The organism is Cellulomonas marina, from assembly GCF_900111925.1.
In the GTDB taxonomy this organism is placed as follows: Bacteria; Actinomycetota; Actinomycetes; order Actinomycetales; family Cellulomonadaceae; genus Cellulomonas; species Cellulomonas marina.
In genome coordinates, this window is record NZ_FOKA01000010.1 from 24,264 (window position 1) to 42,517 (window position 18,254).

10 protein-coding genes are annotated in these 18,254 nt (G+C 74.4%); 4 read left to right on the plus strand and 6 right to left on the minus strand.

The genetic code is table 11. The features are described 5' to 3' along the window. The first annotated feature begins 100 nt into the window (after window positions 1–100). Window positions 101–2,935 carry a PA14 domain-containing protein gene (locus tag BM048_RS11595; protein WP_175499519.1) on the plus strand — a complete coding sequence of 945 codons (2,835 nt, stop codon included), beginning with the start codon at window positions 101–103 and terminating at the stop codon, window positions 2,933–2,935. Window positions 2,936–3,043: 108 nt separating this feature from the next. On the opposite strand, the gene BM048_RS18785 is transcribed toward BM048_RS11595, so the two are convergent. From BM048_RS18785 to BM048_RS11620, 5 genes are all read right to left on the minus strand, one after another. Further along, on the minus strand, window positions 3,044–3,610 hold the full coding sequence (locus BM048_RS18785) for an aromatic ring-opening dioxygenase LigA (RefSeq protein ID WP_239078821.1): 567 nt from the start codon (window positions 3,608–3,610) through the stop codon (window positions 3,044–3,046). A 10-nt stretch (window positions 3,611–3,620) separates the two neighbouring features. Next, window positions 3,621–4,769, minus strand: coding sequence for a GGDEF domain-containing protein (locus tag BM048_RS11605; RefSeq protein ID WP_090033294.1), 1,149 nt, complete (start codon window positions 4,767–4,769; stop codon window positions 3,621–3,623). A gap of 261 nt (window positions 4,770–5,030) precedes the next feature. Beyond that, window positions 5,031–6,695, minus strand: a complete 1,665-nt coding sequence (locus BM048_RS11610; RefSeq protein WP_175499520.1) for a sensor domain-containing phosphodiesterase — start codon at window positions 6,693–6,695, stop codon at window positions 5,031–5,033. Between the two features lie 223 nt (window positions 6,696–6,918). Then, on the minus strand, window positions 6,919–7,881 hold the full coding sequence (locus BM048_RS11615; protein WP_090033297.1) for an alpha/beta hydrolase: 963 nt from the start codon (window positions 7,879–7,881) through the stop codon (window positions 6,919–6,921). Window positions 7,882–8,008: 127 nt separating this feature from the next. Continuing rightward, window positions 8,009–8,722 carry an alpha/beta fold hydrolase gene (locus BM048_RS11620; RefSeq protein WP_090033298.1) on the minus strand — a complete coding sequence of 238 codons (714 nt, stop codon included), beginning with the start codon at window positions 8,720–8,722 and terminating at the stop codon, window positions 8,009–8,011. Window positions 8,723–8,895: 173 nt separating this feature from the next. Here BM048_RS11620 and BM048_RS11625 point away from each other — a divergent pair, with 173 nt between their 5' ends. Together BM048_RS11625 and BM048_RS18960 are read left to right on the plus strand one after the other, a co-directional pair. Continuing rightward, entirely contained in the window at window positions 8,896–11,175 is a 2,280-nt protein-coding gene (locus BM048_RS11625; protein WP_175499521.1) for a helix-turn-helix domain-containing protein, read from the plus strand. A gap of 32 nt (window positions 11,176–11,207) precedes the next feature. Further along, window positions 11,208–11,330 carry a hypothetical protein gene (locus BM048_RS18960; RefSeq protein WP_275407341.1) on the plus strand — a complete coding sequence of 41 codons (123 nt, stop codon included), beginning with the start codon at window positions 11,208–11,210 and terminating at the stop codon, window positions 11,328–11,330. A 1,033-nt stretch (window positions 11,331–12,363) separates the two neighbouring features. Here the strand turns inward: BM048_RS18960 and BM048_RS11635 are convergent. After that, window positions 12,364–12,774, minus strand: coding sequence for a hypothetical protein (locus BM048_RS11635; protein WP_090033303.1), 411 nt, complete (start codon window positions 12,772–12,774; stop codon window positions 12,364–12,366). A 214-nt stretch (window positions 12,775–12,988) separates the two neighbouring features. Here BM048_RS11635 and BM048_RS11640 point away from each other — a divergent pair, with 214 nt between their 5' ends. Next, on the plus strand, window positions 12,989–18,202 hold the full coding sequence (locus tag BM048_RS11640; protein ID WP_090033305.1) for a DEAD/DEAH box helicase: 5,214 nt from the start codon (window positions 12,989–12,991) through the stop codon (window positions 18,200–18,202). The last annotated feature ends 52 nt before the right edge of the window (window positions 18,203–18,254 follow it).

The window sequence follows — 18,254 nt, forward strand, 5'->3', positions numbered from 1 at the left end:
CAGGGGTCACCACCCTGGCCGCGCGAACCGCCGGACGCCACCCTGGGCCCCGCTCCCGGACCCGGGAGGCACTGTCCCCCGTCCGGGTGAAGGACCTCCTGTGAACGCTCGTCTCCCTGGTGGCCGCCCCGCGCGCCGCTGGACCCCTCGCGCCCGTGCGGCCGTCGTGCTCCTCCTGGCCGCGCTCGCGGCGCTCCTGCCGGTCGCGGTCCCCGGACCGACGGGCGGGGCGCCGGTCGGGACGGCCGCCGCGGCCACCGTCCCGGCGGGGTACGTGGAGCAGGTCGCGTTCCGCGGCCTCGTGCAGCCGACGGTCGTGCGGTTCGCGCCCGACGGCCGGGTCTTCGTCGCCGAGAAGCGCGGGACCGTCGTCATGTTCGACGGGCCGGGCGACACCACGCCGACGCGCGTCGCCGACCTGCGCACGGAGGTGCACAACTTCTGGGACCGCGGACTGCTGGGGCTGGCCGTCGACCCGGCCTTCCCGACGCGGCCGTACCTGTACGTCACCTACACCTTCGACGGCCCGGTCGGCGGTACGGCGCCGCGCTGGGGGACGCCCGGCGCCGACAGCGACCCGTGCCCCTCCCCGCCCGGTGCGACGGCGGACGGCTGCGTCGTCAGCGGCAAGCTCGCGCGGCTGACCCTCTCCGGCACCACGACGACGAGGACCGACCTCGTCCACGACTGGTGCCAGCAGTACCCGAGCCACTCGATGGGCGACGTGACGATCGGTCGCGACGGGGCCCTGTACGTCTCCGGGGGCGACGGTGCCAGCTTCACCTTCACCGACTACGGCCAGGACGGGTCGCCGACCAACCCGTGCGGGGACCCGGGCGGCGCGACCGGTGCGGTGCTGGCCCCGCCGACGGCCGAGGGCGGGTCGTTGCGGGCGCAGGACGTGCGCACGACCGCCGACCCCACCGGGCTGTCCGGGTCCGTCGTCCGTGTCTCCCCGGACACGGGCCTGGCGATGCCCGACAACCCGGGCCGCGCCGCCACCGACGCCAACGCCCGGCGCATCGTCGCCCACGGCCTGCGCAACCCGCTGCGGAGCGTGGTCCGGCCGGGCACGGACGAGCTCTGGATCGCCGACGTGGGCGCCAACACGTGGGAGGAGGTGAACCGCGTCGTGGCGCCGAAGGCCGCCGTGACGAACCTCGGCTGGCCCTGCTACGAGGGCGACGCGCGCCAGCCCCGGTTCGACGCCGCCGACCTGCGGCTCTGCGAGGGCCTCTACACCCAGCCCGACGCCGACACGACGCCGTACCTGCGCTACCAGCACGGGGTGCGGCTGTCCGCCGCCGACACCTGCGACGCCGCGGGCGGCTCGTCGATCTCGGGGCTGGCCTTCGCCTCGTCGACCGGGCCCTACCCGGACGCGCTGGACGGCGCGCTGTTCGTCTCCGACTACTCGCGGGCGTGCATCTGGGTGGTGCCGCGTGGTGCCGACGGCCTGCCCGACCGCACACAGGTGCGGCCCTTCGTCACCGCCGCCGCCGGGCCCGTGCAGCTCGAGGTGTCGCCGGCCGGGGTGCTGCACTACGTCGACCTCGTCGGGGGCACGATCCGCCGGGTGGTGCCCGACCCCAGCACGACGGGCTGCCCCGCCAGCTCCTTCCGCGCGGAGTACTTCGCGAACCGCACCCTCACCGGCGTGCCCGCGGTGACGGCCTGCGAGGCGGCGCCGCTGCGGCACGACTGGGCGTACGGCGCCCCGGCGGGGCTGCCGACGGACGGCTTCTCGGGGCGCTGGACGGGCACGGTCGACGTGCCCACCGCCGGCTCCTACCGCTTCACGGCGACGGCCGACGACGGCGTGCGGGTGCGGGTGGACGGCGTGGTCGTCGTCGACCGGTGGGTGACGCAGTCCGCGACGACCGTCACGGGCACGCGGGCGCTCACGGCGGGCCCGCACCAGGTCCAGGTCGAGTGGTTCGACGCCACCGGGAAGGCGAGCCTCGCCGTCGGGTGGGCGCCGGTGGACGCGCCGCCCGTGCCGACGGTGACGACGCCGTCGGCGACCTCGACGTGGCAGGTGGGCCAGACCGTGACGTTCAGCGGCGGCGCCCGCGACCCGGAGCAGGGCGCGCTGCCCGCGTCCGCCCTGCGCTGGGAGCTCGTGCTGCAGCACTGCCCCGACGCCTGCCACGCGCACCCCGTGCAGAGCTGGACGGGGACCGCGTCCGGGAGCTTCGTCGCACCGGACCACGAGTACCCCGCGCACCTCGAGCTGCGGCTGACGGCCACGGACGCGGCGGGGAACGCCGCCACGACGGTCCGGCGCCTGGAGCCGCGGACGACCGCGCTGACGGTGACGACGCAGCCGCCCGGGCTGCAGGTCACGGTCGGCGAGCGGACCGGCCCCTCGCCGCTGACGACGACGGTCCTGCTCGGCGGCACGACGAGCGTCACCACCCCGAGCCCGCAGACGCTGGCCGGGCTGGGCCGGACGTTCACCTCCTGGTCGGACGGGGGCGCGCGCACGCACGGCGTCGTCGCGACCGCCGCGACGCAGACCCTCACCGCGACCTTCGCGCCGGCGGCGGCGTGCCCCGCCGGTCAGTACCGGGCGGAGTACTTCGCGAACCGGTCCCTCAGCGGGGCGCCCGTCTCCGTGTCCTGCGAGGCGGCACCCCTGGCGCACGACTGGGGCGCGGGCTCACCGCCCGGCGTCGGGCCCGACGAGTTCTCCGCGCGCTGGGCGGGGACCTTCGGCGTCGCGACGGCGGGCACGTACCGGTTCACCGTGACCGCCGACGACGGCGTGCGCCTGTGGGTCGACGACGTGCTGCTCCTCGACCGCTGGTACACGCACGCCGTGCAGACCTTCACGGCGTCGCGGACGCTGACCGCCGGCTCGCACCGGGTCCGGGTCGAGTGGTTCGACGGGACCCGCAACGCCGTGGCTCAGGTGTCCTGGGCGCTGCGGTAGCGCTCGTCGGGCCTGGCGCACCACCGGGTCCGGGCTCCGGCGTGCGGGCTCCGAGGTCCGGGCTCCGAGGTCCGGGCGCCGAGGTCGGGGTGCCGGGCCGGGCCGGCGTCAGGCGTGCACGAGGACGAACTCGGGGTCGACCTTCGGCACGCGGACGCGGGCGGGCAGCGGGGGGAGGCGGCGCTCGACGACGAGGAGCGCGGCGCCGAGCATCGCCACGAGCACCCCGACCCCGGCGACGAGGGCCGCGACGCCGAAGGCGACGACCGAGGTGAACAGGGAGGCCCGCAGGAAGGAGGCGTCCATGGCGACGGCGCGCAGCGGGTCCTCGCGGTCCAGCTCCGCGTAGGTGCGTCCGCCGGTGGCGTCGAGCGCGTGCCCGGCGATGACGTCGGCCTCGACCCAGGCGGTCCAGGGGGTGGTGACCGGCCTTCCGGCGAGGGTGGCGGCGTCGGCGGAGACGGTGACGTCCTCCGCGGCGAGCGTCGAGGCGACCCCGGCCCACGTGAGGACGCCGGCGAGGACGAGCAGGGCGCCGGCGACGACGGCGATCACCGCGACGACGCGGGCGGTCCCGCGGCGGCGCGGGACCGCGGCGAGCCCGGCGGTGGAGGTGGTGCTGGAGGTCGTGCTGGTGCGGGGCGCGGCGGTGGGGGCCGCGGCGGTGGGGGTCATGCCTCCAGCGTCAGGGCCCCGGGGACGGCACGCCTGGGACCTTCGTCGCCGGCGGGAACGGGCCCTGGTCGGAGCCGGGGGCCGGCGGCGGCTCGTCGTCGAGGACGGGCCCGGCCGCGACGACCTGATCCCGGCCCTGCCGCTTGGCGCGGTAGAGCGCCTCGTCGGCGGCGCGGTAGAGGGAGCCGAAGGAGGCCCGGTGCGGGGCGGCGCACGCGTAGCCGACGCTGACGGACAGGGGCCAGCGCCCCACGTGGGGCAGCTCGGTGGCCGTGACGGCCGCGTGCACGGCGACGGCGCGGGCGTCGACGGTCCCCGGCGTGCCGCGCACGAGGACGGCGAGCTCGTCGCCGCCGAGGCGCGCGACGACGTCGGACGGCCCGACGACGCCGCGGACCACGTCCGCGAGGTGCACGAGCGCGGCGTCGCCGACGGGGTGCCCGAAGGTGTCGTTGAGCGTCTTGAAGTGGTCGAGGTCGAGGACGAGGAGCCCGACGACGAGCCTGCCCGCGGGGTCGTCGGCGCGGAGCGTGGCCAGCGTCCGCGCGGCGGCGTCCTCCAGGCCGCGCCGGCTGGCCAGTCCCGTCAGCGGGTCGAGCGAGGCCAGCGCGTCGAGCCGGGCGACGAGCCCGTCCTGCCGCGCGTTGGACAGCACGAGGACGCCCGCCACGGTGACGAGGCCGCACGTGACCACCAGCAGGTCCTGCAGAGCCGGCCCGACCGGCTGCAGCGTGAGCACGACGGCCGCGTCCGCCACCACGCACTCCGCCGTGACGAGAGCGGCCACCCGGCGCCGGAACTGCGACGCCGCGAACACCGCCGGGTAGGCGAAGCCCAGCTGCCCGGAGACCGACACGTCGCGGGCCGTGATCGACATGACGGCGACGGCGAGCGGCTGCAGGGCGGCCAGCGCGAGCCAGACCGGCGCCGGCACGCGGTCGGCCCGGCGCGCGGCCACCCACGCGCACACCCCCAGCGGCGCTGTGCTGAGCAGGGCCGTGGCTGCGGACACCGCCGTGCTGTCCGGCCGCCCGGTCAGCCACGCCACGACCTCCCAGCCGACCGTCGCCGTCAGCCCGAGCACCGCCGCGAGCAGCAGCACGCGGCCCGCCCCGGCGGGGTCGCGGGGCGCCCAGGGGCTCTGCGGGTCACGGGTCACATCCTCGGGGAGGGGTACGACAGGTCGCCGTCGCCACCGTCACCCGACGGGTGCGGACAGGGGGTTGCGGGCCGGGCAGGTGGCTCGGGAAGGGACCTCGGTCCCAGGGGGACCGGCGGACCGGGCGTCGGCATGCACCCTCATCGCGCGGCGGTGGCGGCCGATGAGGGGGACGAGGCCGGACCACACCTGCGGGTGGGTGAGCGGTGCCGTCGGGGCGTCCGCACCCGGGGCGACCTGTCGCCGCGGTACCGGGACGCCTCAGCGCAGGACGACCTCGTCGGGCAGGACGTGCGCGACGATGTACGGCTCGGCCCCGTCGGGCGTCACGAGGGCCGCGCGGACCCGGGCCGGGACGGCGTGCCCGTCCGCGTGGCGGTAGCGCTTGCGCAGGTCGTGGACGTCGGTGCAGCCGGCCCGCAGCTCGTCGAGGTTGCGTCGGTCCGTCTCCCGGTCCTCCTCGACCGTGAGCGCGTCGACGGTGGTGCGCAGGACGTCGTCCGGCGTCAGGCCGACGAGGTCGGCGTACGCGGCGTTGACGCGCAGGAACCGGCCCTCGAGGGTGGTCATCGCCATGCCGGTCGGGGCCTGGTCGAAGGCCGTGCGGAACAGCTCCTCGCTGTCCGCGAGCCGGCGCTGCGCCCGGGCGGTGTCGGTCACGTCCCGCGCGACGCTCAGCGTCTCCAGCGGCTCGCCCGTCGGGGCGCGCCGGGTCTGCGTCGAGAGCTGCAGCCACCGCGGTTCCCCGGCGGCCGTGGCGACGCGGTACCGGGCGGTGCCCTCCGGCAGGCCGCCGGCGGGCGCCTGTGATGCAGCCTGCGATCCCGCCTGCGTGCCCGTCTGCGTGCCTGCCTGCATCCCCGTCTCCGGGTCCGGCGTGAGGTGCTCCTGGACCGGGGTCCCGACGAGGTCGCCCGGCGAGCGGTCGAGCAGGCGCCGCGCGGCCGCCGAGGCGAAGCGCACCTCGCCGTCGGGGCCCGTGACGAGGACGAGCTCGTCGAGCCCCGCGAGCGGGAAGGCGGGCCGGCGCGCGGACAGCGGTCGGTCCCGCAGCGGCCGGGCGGCCCACGCGGCGCCCAGCGCGGGGTCGTCGGCGTCCCGGGCGCGGGCGAAGAACCAGCCCTGCGCGCGGTCGCACCCCAGGGCGACGAGCTGCCGCGCCTGGTCGGCGGTCTCGACACCCTCGGCGCACACCGACAGGCCCATCGCGTGCGCGCCGTCGACCACGAGCCGGGCGAGCACCGCGTCCCGCAGGTCCGTCGTGAGGTTCCGGACGAAGGCACGGTCGACCTTGACGACGTCGGCGGGGAGCTGGCGCAGCAGCGTGAGCGAGGAGTAGCCCGTGCCGAAGTCGTCGAGCGCCACGGTCACGCCGAGCGCCCGCAGCTCCTGCAGGCGGGCGACCGTCGCCGGCAGGTCCCCGATGACCGCCGTCTCGGTGATCTCCAGGCACAGGCTCCCCGGGGCCAGCCCCGTGGCGCGCAACGTGGCGGCGACGTGGGCGACGAAGCCGGCGTCGTCGAGCTCGGCGGGGGAGACGTTGACGCTGACGGAGAACGGGCGGGCCGGGTCGGCCAGTCGCGCGGCGGCCTCGCACGCGCGGCGCAGCACCAGCCGGCCGAGCGCGACGATCTGCCCGCTGCGCTCGGCCGCTGCGACGAACCGGGTGGGCGGGACGCTGCCCAGCTCGGCGTCGTGCCAGCGCGCGAGCGCCTCCACCCCCACGGCGGCCGTCGTCGCGAGCTCGACGAAGGGCTGGAAGTGGACGTCGAGGCCGCCGTCGCGCAGCGCACGGTGGAGCCGGTCCTGCAGGCGCTGCTCGACGCGCTGGTCCTGCCTCTGGTCCGGGCGCGGATCGGGCAGGCGGTCCGCGGACGACCCGCTGCGCGCCCCCGTCGGGGCGCCAGGGTCCTCGCCCGGGTGCACGGCCTCGCCTCCAGCGCGCAGCCCCGGACGGTCGGTGCGCGGCGCTGGCCACCAGGCGGTGGGGCGCGTGTCGTGGGCTACGGAGCGCCAATAAAGCACATCACTCGTCCGGGTGAGTGCTCGGCGTCCGCACCCGGCCGTGCAGGCCGCGGATTTTTCACCCGCGCGCGCGGACGCGGCCGGCGCCGCGCGGTGTGCCGGCCGCGCCGCGCGGCGTCGTCCGCTACCCCTCCAGCGCCTGCGCCAGGAAGGCGGCCGCCTGTGCGACGGCGGCCTGCGCCGCCTGCGTGTCGTGCATCGCGTCCAGCATGACGAAGTCGTGGATCGTCGCCGCGTACGTCACGTGCGTCACCGGCACCCCGGCGGTGCGGAGCAGGTCCGCGTACCCGAGGCCGTCGTCGAGCAGCACGTCGTGCGCGGCGTAGACGACGAGCGCCGGCGGGAGGCCCGTGAGCTGCTCCGCCGTGGCGCGCAGGGGGGAGACGTCGATCCGTGCGCGGTCCTCCTCGCTCGTCGTGTACTGGTCCCAGAACCAGAACATGCCCGTGCGGGACAGCCAGTAGCCGTCGGCGTAGCGCAGGTAGGACGGCGTGTCGAAGCCCGCGTCCGTGACGGGGTAGTAGAGCACCTGCGCGACGAACGACACGTCCCCGCGCTCCTTGGCCATGAGCGTCAGGGCGATCGCCATGTTGCCGCCCACCGAGTCCCCGGCGACGGCCATGCGCGATGCGTCGAGGCCCACCTCGACGCCCGCGGTCATGACCCATCGGGCCGTCGCGTAGGACTGCTCGTTCGCCACGGGGTAGCGCGCCTCGGGAGAGCGGTCGTACTCGGGGAACACGACGGCGGCGCCCGTGCGGACGACGAGGTCGCGGACCAGCCGGTCGTGCGTGTGCGCGTCGCCGAAGACCCAGCCGGCGCCGTGCGTGTAGAGGATGACCGGCAGGGTGCCGGTCGCGCCCGGGGGGCGGACGACGCGGACGCGGACGGTGCCGGTGGGGCCGCCCTCGACGGTGAGCCAGGTCTCGTCGACGGGCGGCCTGCCCTCCTGCGAGTCCTGCACCGCGTCGACGGTCGTACGGCCCTCCTCCGGGGTCATCTCGTACAGGTAGGGCGGGTTCGCGGTGGCCTCGGCGAAGGCGAGCGCGGCGGGCTCGAGCGACAGGCCGTGCGGGTTGGCAGCCACGGCGGTTCCTCTCGGGATGGGTGGGCGCGGCGGTGGTGAGGTGCTGGGCGGTGGCGAGGTGCGGTGGCGAGGTGCGGTGGCGAGGTGCGGTGGCGAGGTACGGATGGTCGGCGTCGAGCGGTGGAGCTCAGCCGCCGACGGCGGCGAGGGCCGTGCGGATCAGGTCGACGACGGCCTGCGGGTTCTGGTGCATGACGAGGTGCGGGGCCCCGGCGACCTCGACGACCTCGAGGCCCGCGCGCTGGTACCCGAAGCGCTCGACGTCGGGGTTGATGGTCCGGTCGGCCGCGGAGACGAGGCCCCAGCCGGGCTTCGTCCGCCACGCGGCCACCGTCGCTGCCTCGCCGAACGCCAGCGCCGAGAGCGGCCGCTGCCCGACCGCGAGCACCTGGGCGGTCGCGGGGTCGACCCCGGCGGCGAACACCTCGGGGAAGGCGTCCACGCGCACGGACACGTCCGTCCCCTCCGTGCCGTCGGGCAGGGGGTACTGCTGGTACACGAGGTTCGCCGCGAGGTCCGAGTCGGGGAAGCCGCCCTGGAGCTGGCCGAGGCTCTCCCCCTCGACGAGGGCGTAGCCGGCGAGGTACACGAGCCCGACGACGGCGTCCGCGTCCCCGGCCTGCGTGATGACCGCACCGCCGTACGAGTGCCCGACGAGCAGCACTTGGCCGCCGACCTGCTCGACGAAGCGGCGGAGAGCGGCGGCGTCGCCGAGGAGGCTGCGGTTGGCCACGGGCGGCACCCGCACGTCGAGGCCCTCGTCGAGCAGCAGGCGTGTGACGGGGGCGAAGCTCGCGGAGTCGGCGAAGGCGCCGTGGACGAGGACGACGGTCGTGGGCATGGCGGTCTCCCTGCTGGTCGGTGCGGGCGGGTGCTGGTGGCCTGCTGGGCGTGCTGCTGGTGCCGGTCTGCCGCGGCCCGTCCGACCGGGCCCCGGGGGTCCTGCAGTCGGGCGACGAGGGGGCGGGGCACCAGGAAGACGTCAGGAAGAACCGCAGGAGGAAGGGGTCCGTCGTGCCGGCTCCCACCGCGATCGGCGAGCTGGTCCGGCGCGAGCGGCTCGCCCGGGACCTGACGCTCGAGGCGCTGGCGGAGCGCTCGGGGGTCAGCGACCGCGCGATCGGGGACATCGAGCGCGGCGTGAGCGCCGTCCCCCAGCGCCGGACCGTGCTGGCGCTCGCGGACGGGCTCGAGCTGCGGCCGGCGGAGCGGGAGAGATTCGTCGAGGCGGTGCGGCGCGCGCGGTCCGACGAGGAGGGCCCGACGGTCGAGTCGGCCCGGCCGCACCGTCCCGACGACTTCACGGGGCGCGCGGAGGAGCTCGCGGTCCTCGTCGACCTGCTGCGGGGCACGGGCACGGGTGCGGCTACGGGTGCAGCCACGGGTGCGGGGACGGGCGCCGGGAGGACGGTGGTGCTCAGCGGCCCTCCGGGGGCGGGCAAGACCTCGCTCGCCCTCGAGGCGGTGCGCCGGGCCTTCCCGGACCTGCCGGCGCCCCTCTTCGTCAACCTCGCCGGCGCGACGACGCGTCCGCTCACGCCGCTGGGGGTGCTGCAGGTCCTCCTGCGGCAGGTGCCGGGGGCGCCCGAGGTCCCTGCGGGGTTCGACGCGGCGCTGGCCGGCTGGGCCGACGTCGCGCGGTCCGCCCCCCGCGTCCTGGTCCTCGACGACGCCGCGACGGAGTCGCAGGTCCGCGTCGTGCTGGCCGCCGGGGGCGACGCCCGGGTGGTCGCCACGTCGCGGCGGAGCCTGGCGGGCCTCGAGGGGGTGCGGCACCTGCGGGTCGGGCCGCTGCCGCGTGCCGGGAGCACCGCGTTCCTCCGCACCGCGATCCCCGAGCGCCAGGGCGCGGCGTCGGACCTCGACGCGCTCGCCGAGCTCTGCGGCGACCTCCCGCTCGCGCTGCGGATCGTCGCCGGGCGCGTCGCGGCGCAGCCCGCGCGGGACGCCGCCCACATGATCAGCCGCCTGCGGTCCGACGACCGGCGGCTCCGGCTCCTGACGGCCGGGGACCTGGAGGTCGAGCGGGCCTTCGCGACGTCCTACGCCCTCCTGGACGAGGAGCAGCAGCGGGACTTCCGCGACCTGGCGCTGCTGCCGGCCGCGTCGTTCTCGGCGGCGGCTGCCGCCGCGGTGCGGGGCCGGGACGAGGAGGACGCCGCCGACGGGCTCGAGGAGCTGGTCCACCTCGGCCTGCTCGAGCCCCTCGACCGCGCCCGGTACCGGCTGCACGACCTGCTGCGGCTCTTCGCCCGGGCGCGCCTGCACGAGCACCCGGAGGAGGAGCGCGCCGGCGCGGAGACGCTCGCGCGCTGGTACGTCACGACCGCTGCCCGCGCGGGGAGCCACGTCGCCGGACCCGGCCTCCCCGCCCCGAGGAGCGGTCCGCCGCCGCAGCTGGAGCTCTCGCCGTCGTCGGCGGACGCGTGGCTCCAGGAGGAGGCGGACGGGTGGCTCGCCGCGCTCCGGACCGTCGCGACCGTCGAGGACCCCCGCGTCCTGCTGGACGACCTCGCGCGGATCCTGCCGTTCTCGAACCGGTACACGGCCTGGAGCGGCTGGCCCGAGGTGCACGCGATCGCGGTCGCCGCGGCCCTGGCGGCCGGGGACCACCACGCCGAGGCCGAGATACGCACCGGCATCGCCTGGACGATGGTCAACGTCACCTTCGACTACCGCGAGGCACGCCGGACGGCACGTGCGGCGATCGCCGCGGCGGAGAAGGTGCGAGCGGTCGCGGTGCAGGCCCGTGCCCTCCTCCAGCTGGGCGTCGCCGAGATGCGGCTCGGGTCGGCGGAAGCCTGCGAGGCGAGCCTGCGGCGGGCCGTCGCGCTCTACGCCACCGTCGACGATCCCGCCGGGTTCCTCGACGCACGCGTCCTGCTCGCGCGCTTCGTCCTGCTCGCGGACCCCGCCCGTGCCGTGGGGGAGCTCCGCTCGGTCCTCGACGAGCTGCCCCGCCTCGACGAGGTGCCCGCCGTCTCCGCGGACGACCGCTACTTCCTCCGCCAGTCGGTGATGCTCACCCTGGCCCGGTCGCTGACGGCGGCGGGTCGCTGGCGGGAGGCCGTACCCCTGGTCTCCGACGCGCTCGCGCTGGTGCGCGAGCAGGCCGGCGCCGGCGAGGAGCTCGCCCGGGGGCTCGCCGAGCGGGCCCGTGCCCTCCACGCGGGCGGCGAGCACGCCGCCGCCCTCGTCGACTACCGCGCCGCGCTGGACGCGGCCGGCCGGCACCGCCCCCAGTTCTGGGCCGACGAGATCGAGGCCGCCATCCGCGCGATCGAGGAGACGTAGGTCGTCGGGCGGCGGTCGTCGTGCTGGGTCCCGTGATCGGAACCACGGGGGTGGCGATCGCCGCCCTGGCGACGGTCGAGCACGGTCCGCGCGTCGTGAAGGACCGATGCGACGACGCGCACGTGGTGACGACCGTCGCGGGCAGGAGCGGGTGACCCGTCGCAGCGGTAGGTGACGTCGAGCGACGTGCTGGTGGGCCCCGTGGGGATCGAACCCACAACCCGCGGATTAAAAGTCGCTTGTGGCGGGGGGCGGGGTGGCTGGTTAGAGGGGCGAAAGCGGGGCTGACCTGCGGTGACGTCTTTCGACGGTTCTCATCGGTTGGGGCCGATTCTCGGGACGTTGCGGACTAGATGCGGACCGGACGGCGGCCAGCTTGCCTGCAAGACGGTCAGGGGACTGATCTGTCGAGCGATGCAACACCTCGATCTAGGAGTATGCCGTCGTCTGGTTGATGAACCCGTCGTCGATTAGGTGGTCCCCGTCCCACCACCAGCGATGGACCCGGGATGCGTCTGGGTGGCGTTCGACGTTCGGTGGCTGCCACCCCGCGACATCGACTACCACCGCATCGAGTTGGGGCCACACGGCGATGCCGTCTCGACCGTGCCGGGGGAGAAGCCGCCACTCGCGCTCATGGGTCCAGTCGGAGCGGGAGGTGGTGATGTCGATCCGCTGAGCGAGGGCCCCGCGACCCGGCGCACGCTTCTCCAGCGCCTGTTGTACCTGAGGCAGATCAGCGTAGTCAGCGTAGAAGACAGGCCTGGCTCCAGCGCCCCACATCCCATCCCGGTGCAGTACGACTGCCCAGGGCTCGAGCGGACCTCGTGTGTTGAGGCCCGTGCGAAAAGCTGACTCCAAGTCTGCCGGCGAGATGTCCGACATGCAGGTGACAGGCGTGCTGCCTGTCCCGGGGACCGGGAACGCGCGCAGGAGGCCATCTCCAAGGATCTGCGCGAGCCGCTGCTCAGCACTTAGGCCCCGTACGGCATCGGGGAGGCGCACGTCACCGCGAGCACGACCTACGAAGTGGACGAGCTGGGGAACCGGCCGATCGTCGGGGTGGAAGACGCGCGGAATCACGCTCCGATCATGCTGTACGAGCGAAGCGACTCGCCGCCCACAGAGGAACGGAGCTCATGCCTCCTTGCGGGCCTTGTCGGGAGTTCAGTCGAAGTCCTCAAGCACTCAGCCTCCTGAGCGCGACGACGCCAAGCGACCGCGGATCTCGGCCTGAATTACCTCGGCGAGATGCTCGGGGATGATGGAGTCCGCGTTCTCCGTCTTCAGCCAGTAGGCGCCCGTCAAGTGCCCGTAGTCGTTGAAGTCGACTCTCGCCGTCCAGGTAGAGAGCCCGCTGTTCGACCTCACGCGAACGGCGCAGGTCATGCCGTCGATATGAACGCTCTCGAGTCGCGGGAGGCCACGTGCGGCGGTCTCGGCGATGTGAGCGAACTCCTGCTCTGTGATGCCGTCGTCGAAGGAGAGTGGCGAGCCGACGCGGCGCTGGTGCTCCCTGGCGGCCTTGCGGGACCCCCGAACCGCCGCGCCCACCACAGCGGCTCCGCCGACCCAAAGCACCTTCTCGAGGAAGCCCACGACCCCTCCAATTGGCGACTTGCTCACGAGCGGCCCAGGTGACCCCTGAGTCGGAACACGGCGGGCTGTAGAGCGTGCCCATGGTCAGAAGGATGGCGTAGCCCGCCGACGCCGAAGCGCTGGACGCGGCGCGCGCGGGTGAATCGCGGCGCGGCCGGCCACGGCCTCGCCTCACTCTGGCAGACTCCCCAACGGCGGAGAGGGGCAAACCGACGTGGACGTGTTCTCGATCAGGGAAGACCTGATCAGGGACTATCGCGCCTTCACGTCTGGCACGGTCCCCGTTCGCGATCGTCGCATCGCGGCACACGTCAACGAGCTGCTCGATACCGGCGCCCAGTGGCCAGACCCGTGGCTCAGCCTCAACCCGGCGTTCGCCTCCGGCGGCACGGTCGCCGATCTCGTCGCCGAGGGGCTTCTCCATCCCGAGACCGAGCGCATCTTCCGAGCCAAGCAGGGTCCGGATGACGCTGGCCGCACCTCTCTCGACCTGTACCGCCACCAGCGGGACGCGATCGAAGCGGCGCGGAGCGGCCAGTCGTACGTCCTGACGACAGGCACCGGCTCGGGTAAGTCACTCGCCTACATCGTCCCGATCGTCGACAGCGTCCTGCGCGAGCGTGACGCCACGCCGAACCCGACGCCGGGCGTGAAGGCGATCGTCGTCTACCCGATGAACGCCTTGGCCAACTCCCAGACCCTCGAGCTGCAGAAGTACCTGACGTTCGGGTACGCGGAGGGCCGAGGCCCGGTGACGTTCGCGCGCTACACGGGCCAGGAGTCCGACGAGCGGCGCCGGGAGATCCTGGCGAACCCGCCGGACATCCTGCTCACCAACTACGTGATGCTCGAGCTGGTGCTGACCCGTCCCGAGGAGCGCAGCCACCTCATCCGCGCGGCCAAGGGGTTGCGGTTCCTGGTGCTCGACGAGCTGCACACCTATCGAGGCCGGCAGGGCGCCGACGTGGCGATGCTGGTGAGGCGGCTGCGGGACGCCTGCGCGAGCGATTCGCTGCAGGTGGTGGGAACGTCGGCGACGATGGCGTCGGGCCCCAGCGTCCCGGACCAGAAGGCCGCCGTCGCGGACGTCGCGAGCCGGCTCTTCGGCGCCGACGTCGCCGCAGACCGGGTGATCGGCGAGACCCTCACCCGTGCCACGACCGGCCCGACGCCCGACGCCGCCGCCCTGGCCCGCGCCGTCGAGCAGCGCGTCCAGAGGGCATCGTTGTCCTACGCCGGGCTCGCGGCCGACCCGCTCGCCGTGTGGGTCGAGACCACCTTCGGCCTGGCTGATGATCCGTCGACCGGCCGGATCGTCCGCCGCGAGCCGACCACGGTCACGGCCGCGGCCGCCCTGCTGGCGGAGACGACCGGCCACTCCCCGGAGGTCACGGCCGAAGCGATCCGGGCCACGCTGCTCGCCGGTTCCGCCGTCCGCCATTTGACCACCGACCGGCCACTCTTCGCGTTCCGTCTGCACCAGTTCCTGTCCAAGGGCGACACCGTGTACGTCTCCCTCGAGGACGAGGACCGTCGCTACATCACCAGCACCTACCAGCTCCGGGTTCCGGGCCATCCCGAGAAGGCCCTGCTGCCGCTCGGGTTCTGCCGCGAGTGCGGCCAGGAGTACCTCGTCGTCGCCCGGACGTCTGGGCCGGATCCGACCTACCTGCCGCGCCAGGATGCTGATGCTTCGGGCGGCGATGCGGTCACTGGCTACCTCTACGTCTCGAGCGACCTGCCCTGGCCGTCGGACCCGGCGCTGATTCCCGACCGCGTCCCGGACCACTGGCTCCAGGTCGCTCCCGACGGGCACTCCGAGGTGGTGCCGACTCGCCAGAAGTACCTGCCTTCCGAGGTGTGGGTGGCTCCCGACGGCACCCAGGCGCAGCGCGGCGAGGGGCTGCGGGCCTGGTTCATCTCGACGCCCTTCACGTTCTGCCAGCGATGCGGCGTCTCGTACGAGCAGGTCAGGGGCAACGACTACGCCAAGCTGGCGACGCTCGACCGGGAAGGTCGCTCCTCAGCGATGACCGTGGTCGCAGCGAGCGTCGTCAGGACCCTGAAGCAGCTCCCGCCCGGTGACCTGTCTCCCGCGGCACGCAAGCTGCTGACGTTCGTGGACAACCGCCAGGATGCGTCTCTGCAGGCGGGCCACTTCAACGACTTCGTGCAGGTCACCTCGCTCCGCGGTGCCCTGCACACGGCGGCCCTCGCCCATCCGGAAGGCCTCACCCACGACGCTGTCGCCCAGCACGTGGCCGATGCGCTCGGCCTCGTTCCAGCCGACTACGCCCAGAACCCGGACGCCAAGTTCTCCGCGCGCGACGAGGCGGCCCGGGCGCTGCGCGCGGTGATCGAGTACCGCATCTACGCCGACCTCCAGCGCGGATGGCGGATCACCATGCCCAACCTGGAGCAGACCGGCCTGCTCCGGGTGGACTACCAGGACCTGACCGAGGTCGCCGCTGACCAGGCGCTCTGGGACGGCGTCCGGGTCCCTCAGCTCCGCGACGCCCCAGCCGGGATCCGCGCCGAGCTCGCCCGCATCCTGCTCGACGAGATGCGGCGCGTGCTCGCGATCGACGTGGAGTGCCTGACCCCCACGGGCTTCGAGCGGGTCCAGCGGGTCTCCGGCCAGCATCTCACCGGGCCGTGGGCGCTCGCCGAGAGCGAGCAGATGGTCGCCACCGGCACCGTCTACCCGCGCACGGCGACGCCCCGCAAGGGCTGGGGCGACCTGTTCCTGTCCGGGAGATCCGCCTTCGGCCGGTACCTCAAGCGCGCGACCACGCTGGGTCCCACCCTGACCACCGACGACGCACAGGCCGTGATCGAGGACCTGCTGCGAGTCCTCTGCGACGACGGCGGACTCCTGGCCCGCGCGGCGGTCGAGGACGGCGTGCCGGGCTACCGGGTCAAGGCATCGGCAATCCGCTGGCACGCCGGGGACGGCAGCAAGGGCGCGGAGGACCCCCTGCGGCGGGCGACCACGAGCGACCAGGCCGTACGGGTCAACCCGTTCTTCCGCGACCTGTACACCCAGGTCGCCGCAGGGCTGCGCGGCCTGAACGCCAAGGAGCACACCGCCCAGGTCCCCGGTGAGCTCCGCGAGGAGCGCGAGGCGGCCTTCCGCGAGGGCACCCTTCCGCTGCTCTTCTGCTCCCCGACGATGGAGCTTGGCGTCGACATCAGCTCGCTCAACGCGGTCGGCCTGCGCAACGTGCCTCCCACCCCGGCCAACTACGCCCAGCGCTCCGGCCGGGCCGGTCGCTCCGGCCAGCCGGCACTCGTCGTGACCTACTGCGCGACCGGCAACGCCCACGACACGTACTACTTCCGCCACTCGCGCGAGATGGTCGCCGGGTCCGTCGCCCCACCCCGCCTGGACCTCACCAACGAGGACCTGATCCGCTCGCACGTCAACGCGATCTGGCTGGCGGAAACCGACCAGTCGATGCGCTCGCGGATCACCGATCTGGTCGACGCCGCGGGCGACCGCCCGAGCCTGACGATCCTGCCGGAGATCTGGCTGGCCCTGACCGAGCCCGACGCCGCCCGCAAAGCCACCCGCCGCGCCGAGGGGGTGCTCGCCGAGCTGCGCGCCACCTGGGCAGCGGCACGCGACGAGGTGCCCTGGTGGTACGACGGCTGGGTCGCCGACCAGGTGCAGCGCGCCGCGGTCGGCCTCGACCAGGCGCTGGACCGGTGGCGGTCGCTGTACCTGACGGCACTCGCCGAGTTCACCGAGCAGAACAAGCTGGCGATTGCCCCTCACGCACAGCGCCGCGACCGCGAAGCAGCCGGCCGCCGCGCGTGGGAGGCGAGGAACCAGCTCGCCCTGCTGCGTAACGAGGACTCCGAGAAGGGCCAGACCGACTTCTACACGTACCGGTACCTCGCCTCCGAAGGATTCCTCCCCGGCTACTCCTTCCCTCGCCTCCCGCTCGCCGCGTACATCCCCGGAGGGCGCGGCCTGCGCGACGGGGACTACCTGCAGCGCCCCCGATTCCTGGCGATCAGCGAGTTCGGCCCCGGAGCGCTGATCTACCACGAGGGCGCTCGCTACGAGGTGGAGCGGGTGCAGGTCCCGCAGGCCACCACTCCCGGCGGCGCCACTCCCACCGAAGAGGCGCGCCGCTGCACCGCCTGCGGCTACCACCACGCACCGACCGTCGGCACCGACGTGTGCGACTCCTGCGGCGCTGAGCTGGGCGGACGAACCTATGGCCTGCTCCGGCTGCAGACGGTCTTCACGCGGCGCCGCGAGCGGATCAGCAGCGACGAGGAGGAACGTCGGCGCGCCGGCTACGAGCTCGAGGCGTCCTACCGGTTCACCGACCACGGCGATCGGCCTGGCCGGGTTGACGCTGTTGCGGCAGCGGCCGACGGGAGCGCCGTCCTTGCGCTGGCCTACGGCGACAGCGCGACGATCCGGGTCACGAACGTCGGCCGTCGCCGGCGTAAGGACCCGGACGTCCGCGGCTACTTCCTGGACACCCTGACCGGCCGGTGGGCCACTCAGAAGGACGCCGTCGACGCCACCCCGGACGCGGACGGACTCGTCGACGTCGAGGATGTGAAGTCCCACGTCCAGCGGGTCATCCCGTACGTCGAGGACCGCCGCAACATCCTGGTGCTGCGACTGGACGCCCCGGTCGACCGCTCCACAGCCGTCACCCTGCGCTACGCACTCGAACGCGCCGCAGAGCAGACCTTCCAGCTCGAGGACTCCGAGCTGGAGAGCCAGGATCTACCGGACCCCGACGGCCGCGGCCGCATGCTGCTGATGGAGGCGGCCGAGGGTGGGGCCGGCGTCTTGCGGCGGCTGGTCGCCGAGCCCGGCGCGCTCGCCCGCGTCGCCACCCGCGCGCTTGAGATCGTGCACATCGACCCGACCATGGGAGCCGACCTCGGCGGCAGCCGGGGCCCGGGTGGGGAGCGCTGCGAGCTGGCCTGCTACGAGTGCCTGCTGTCGTACAACAACCAGCACGAGCATTCCTCGATCGACCGGCACTCCGTCGTCGACCTGCTGCGACGCTTGGCCACCGCGACCGTCACGGCGGGCGCCGGTGGCCGGTCGCGCGCGGAACAGCGCGCGGCCCTCAATGCGCTCTCCGACTCCGGTCTGGAGCGCCACTTCGTCGACTGGCTCGACGCCCGCGCATACCGCCTTCCCGACCGTGCCCAGGTGCTGGTCGCCGACGCGACGGCCCGCCCAGACCTGGTGTTCGACCTGCCCACCGGCCCTGTGGCCGTGTTCGTCGACGGCCCGGACCACGACGCCGCGGCACAGCGAGAGCGGGACGCAGCCGCCCACGAACGCCTGGAGGACCTCGGCTGGATGGTGGTGCGCGTCCGGCACGACGACGACTGGGCGGCCGTCGTCGCGCGGTACCCCTCCGTCTTCGGCACCCCGATGGCGTGAGTCATGAGCGACCCGAGCACGACGCAACGCGAGCAGAGAGCAGGCAGAGCCC

What these genes read in the sequence shown, in the direction of transcription:
- BM048_RS18785 (WP_239078821.1), bottom strand. Translation starts at nt 3,610, where the DNA reads ATGACCCCCACCGCCGCGGCCCCCACCGCCGCGCCCCGCACCAGCACG.
- BM048_RS11620 (WP_090033298.1), bottom strand. Translation starts at nt 8,722, where the DNA reads ATGCCCACGACCGTCGTCCTCGTCCACGGCGCCTTCGCCGACTCCGCG.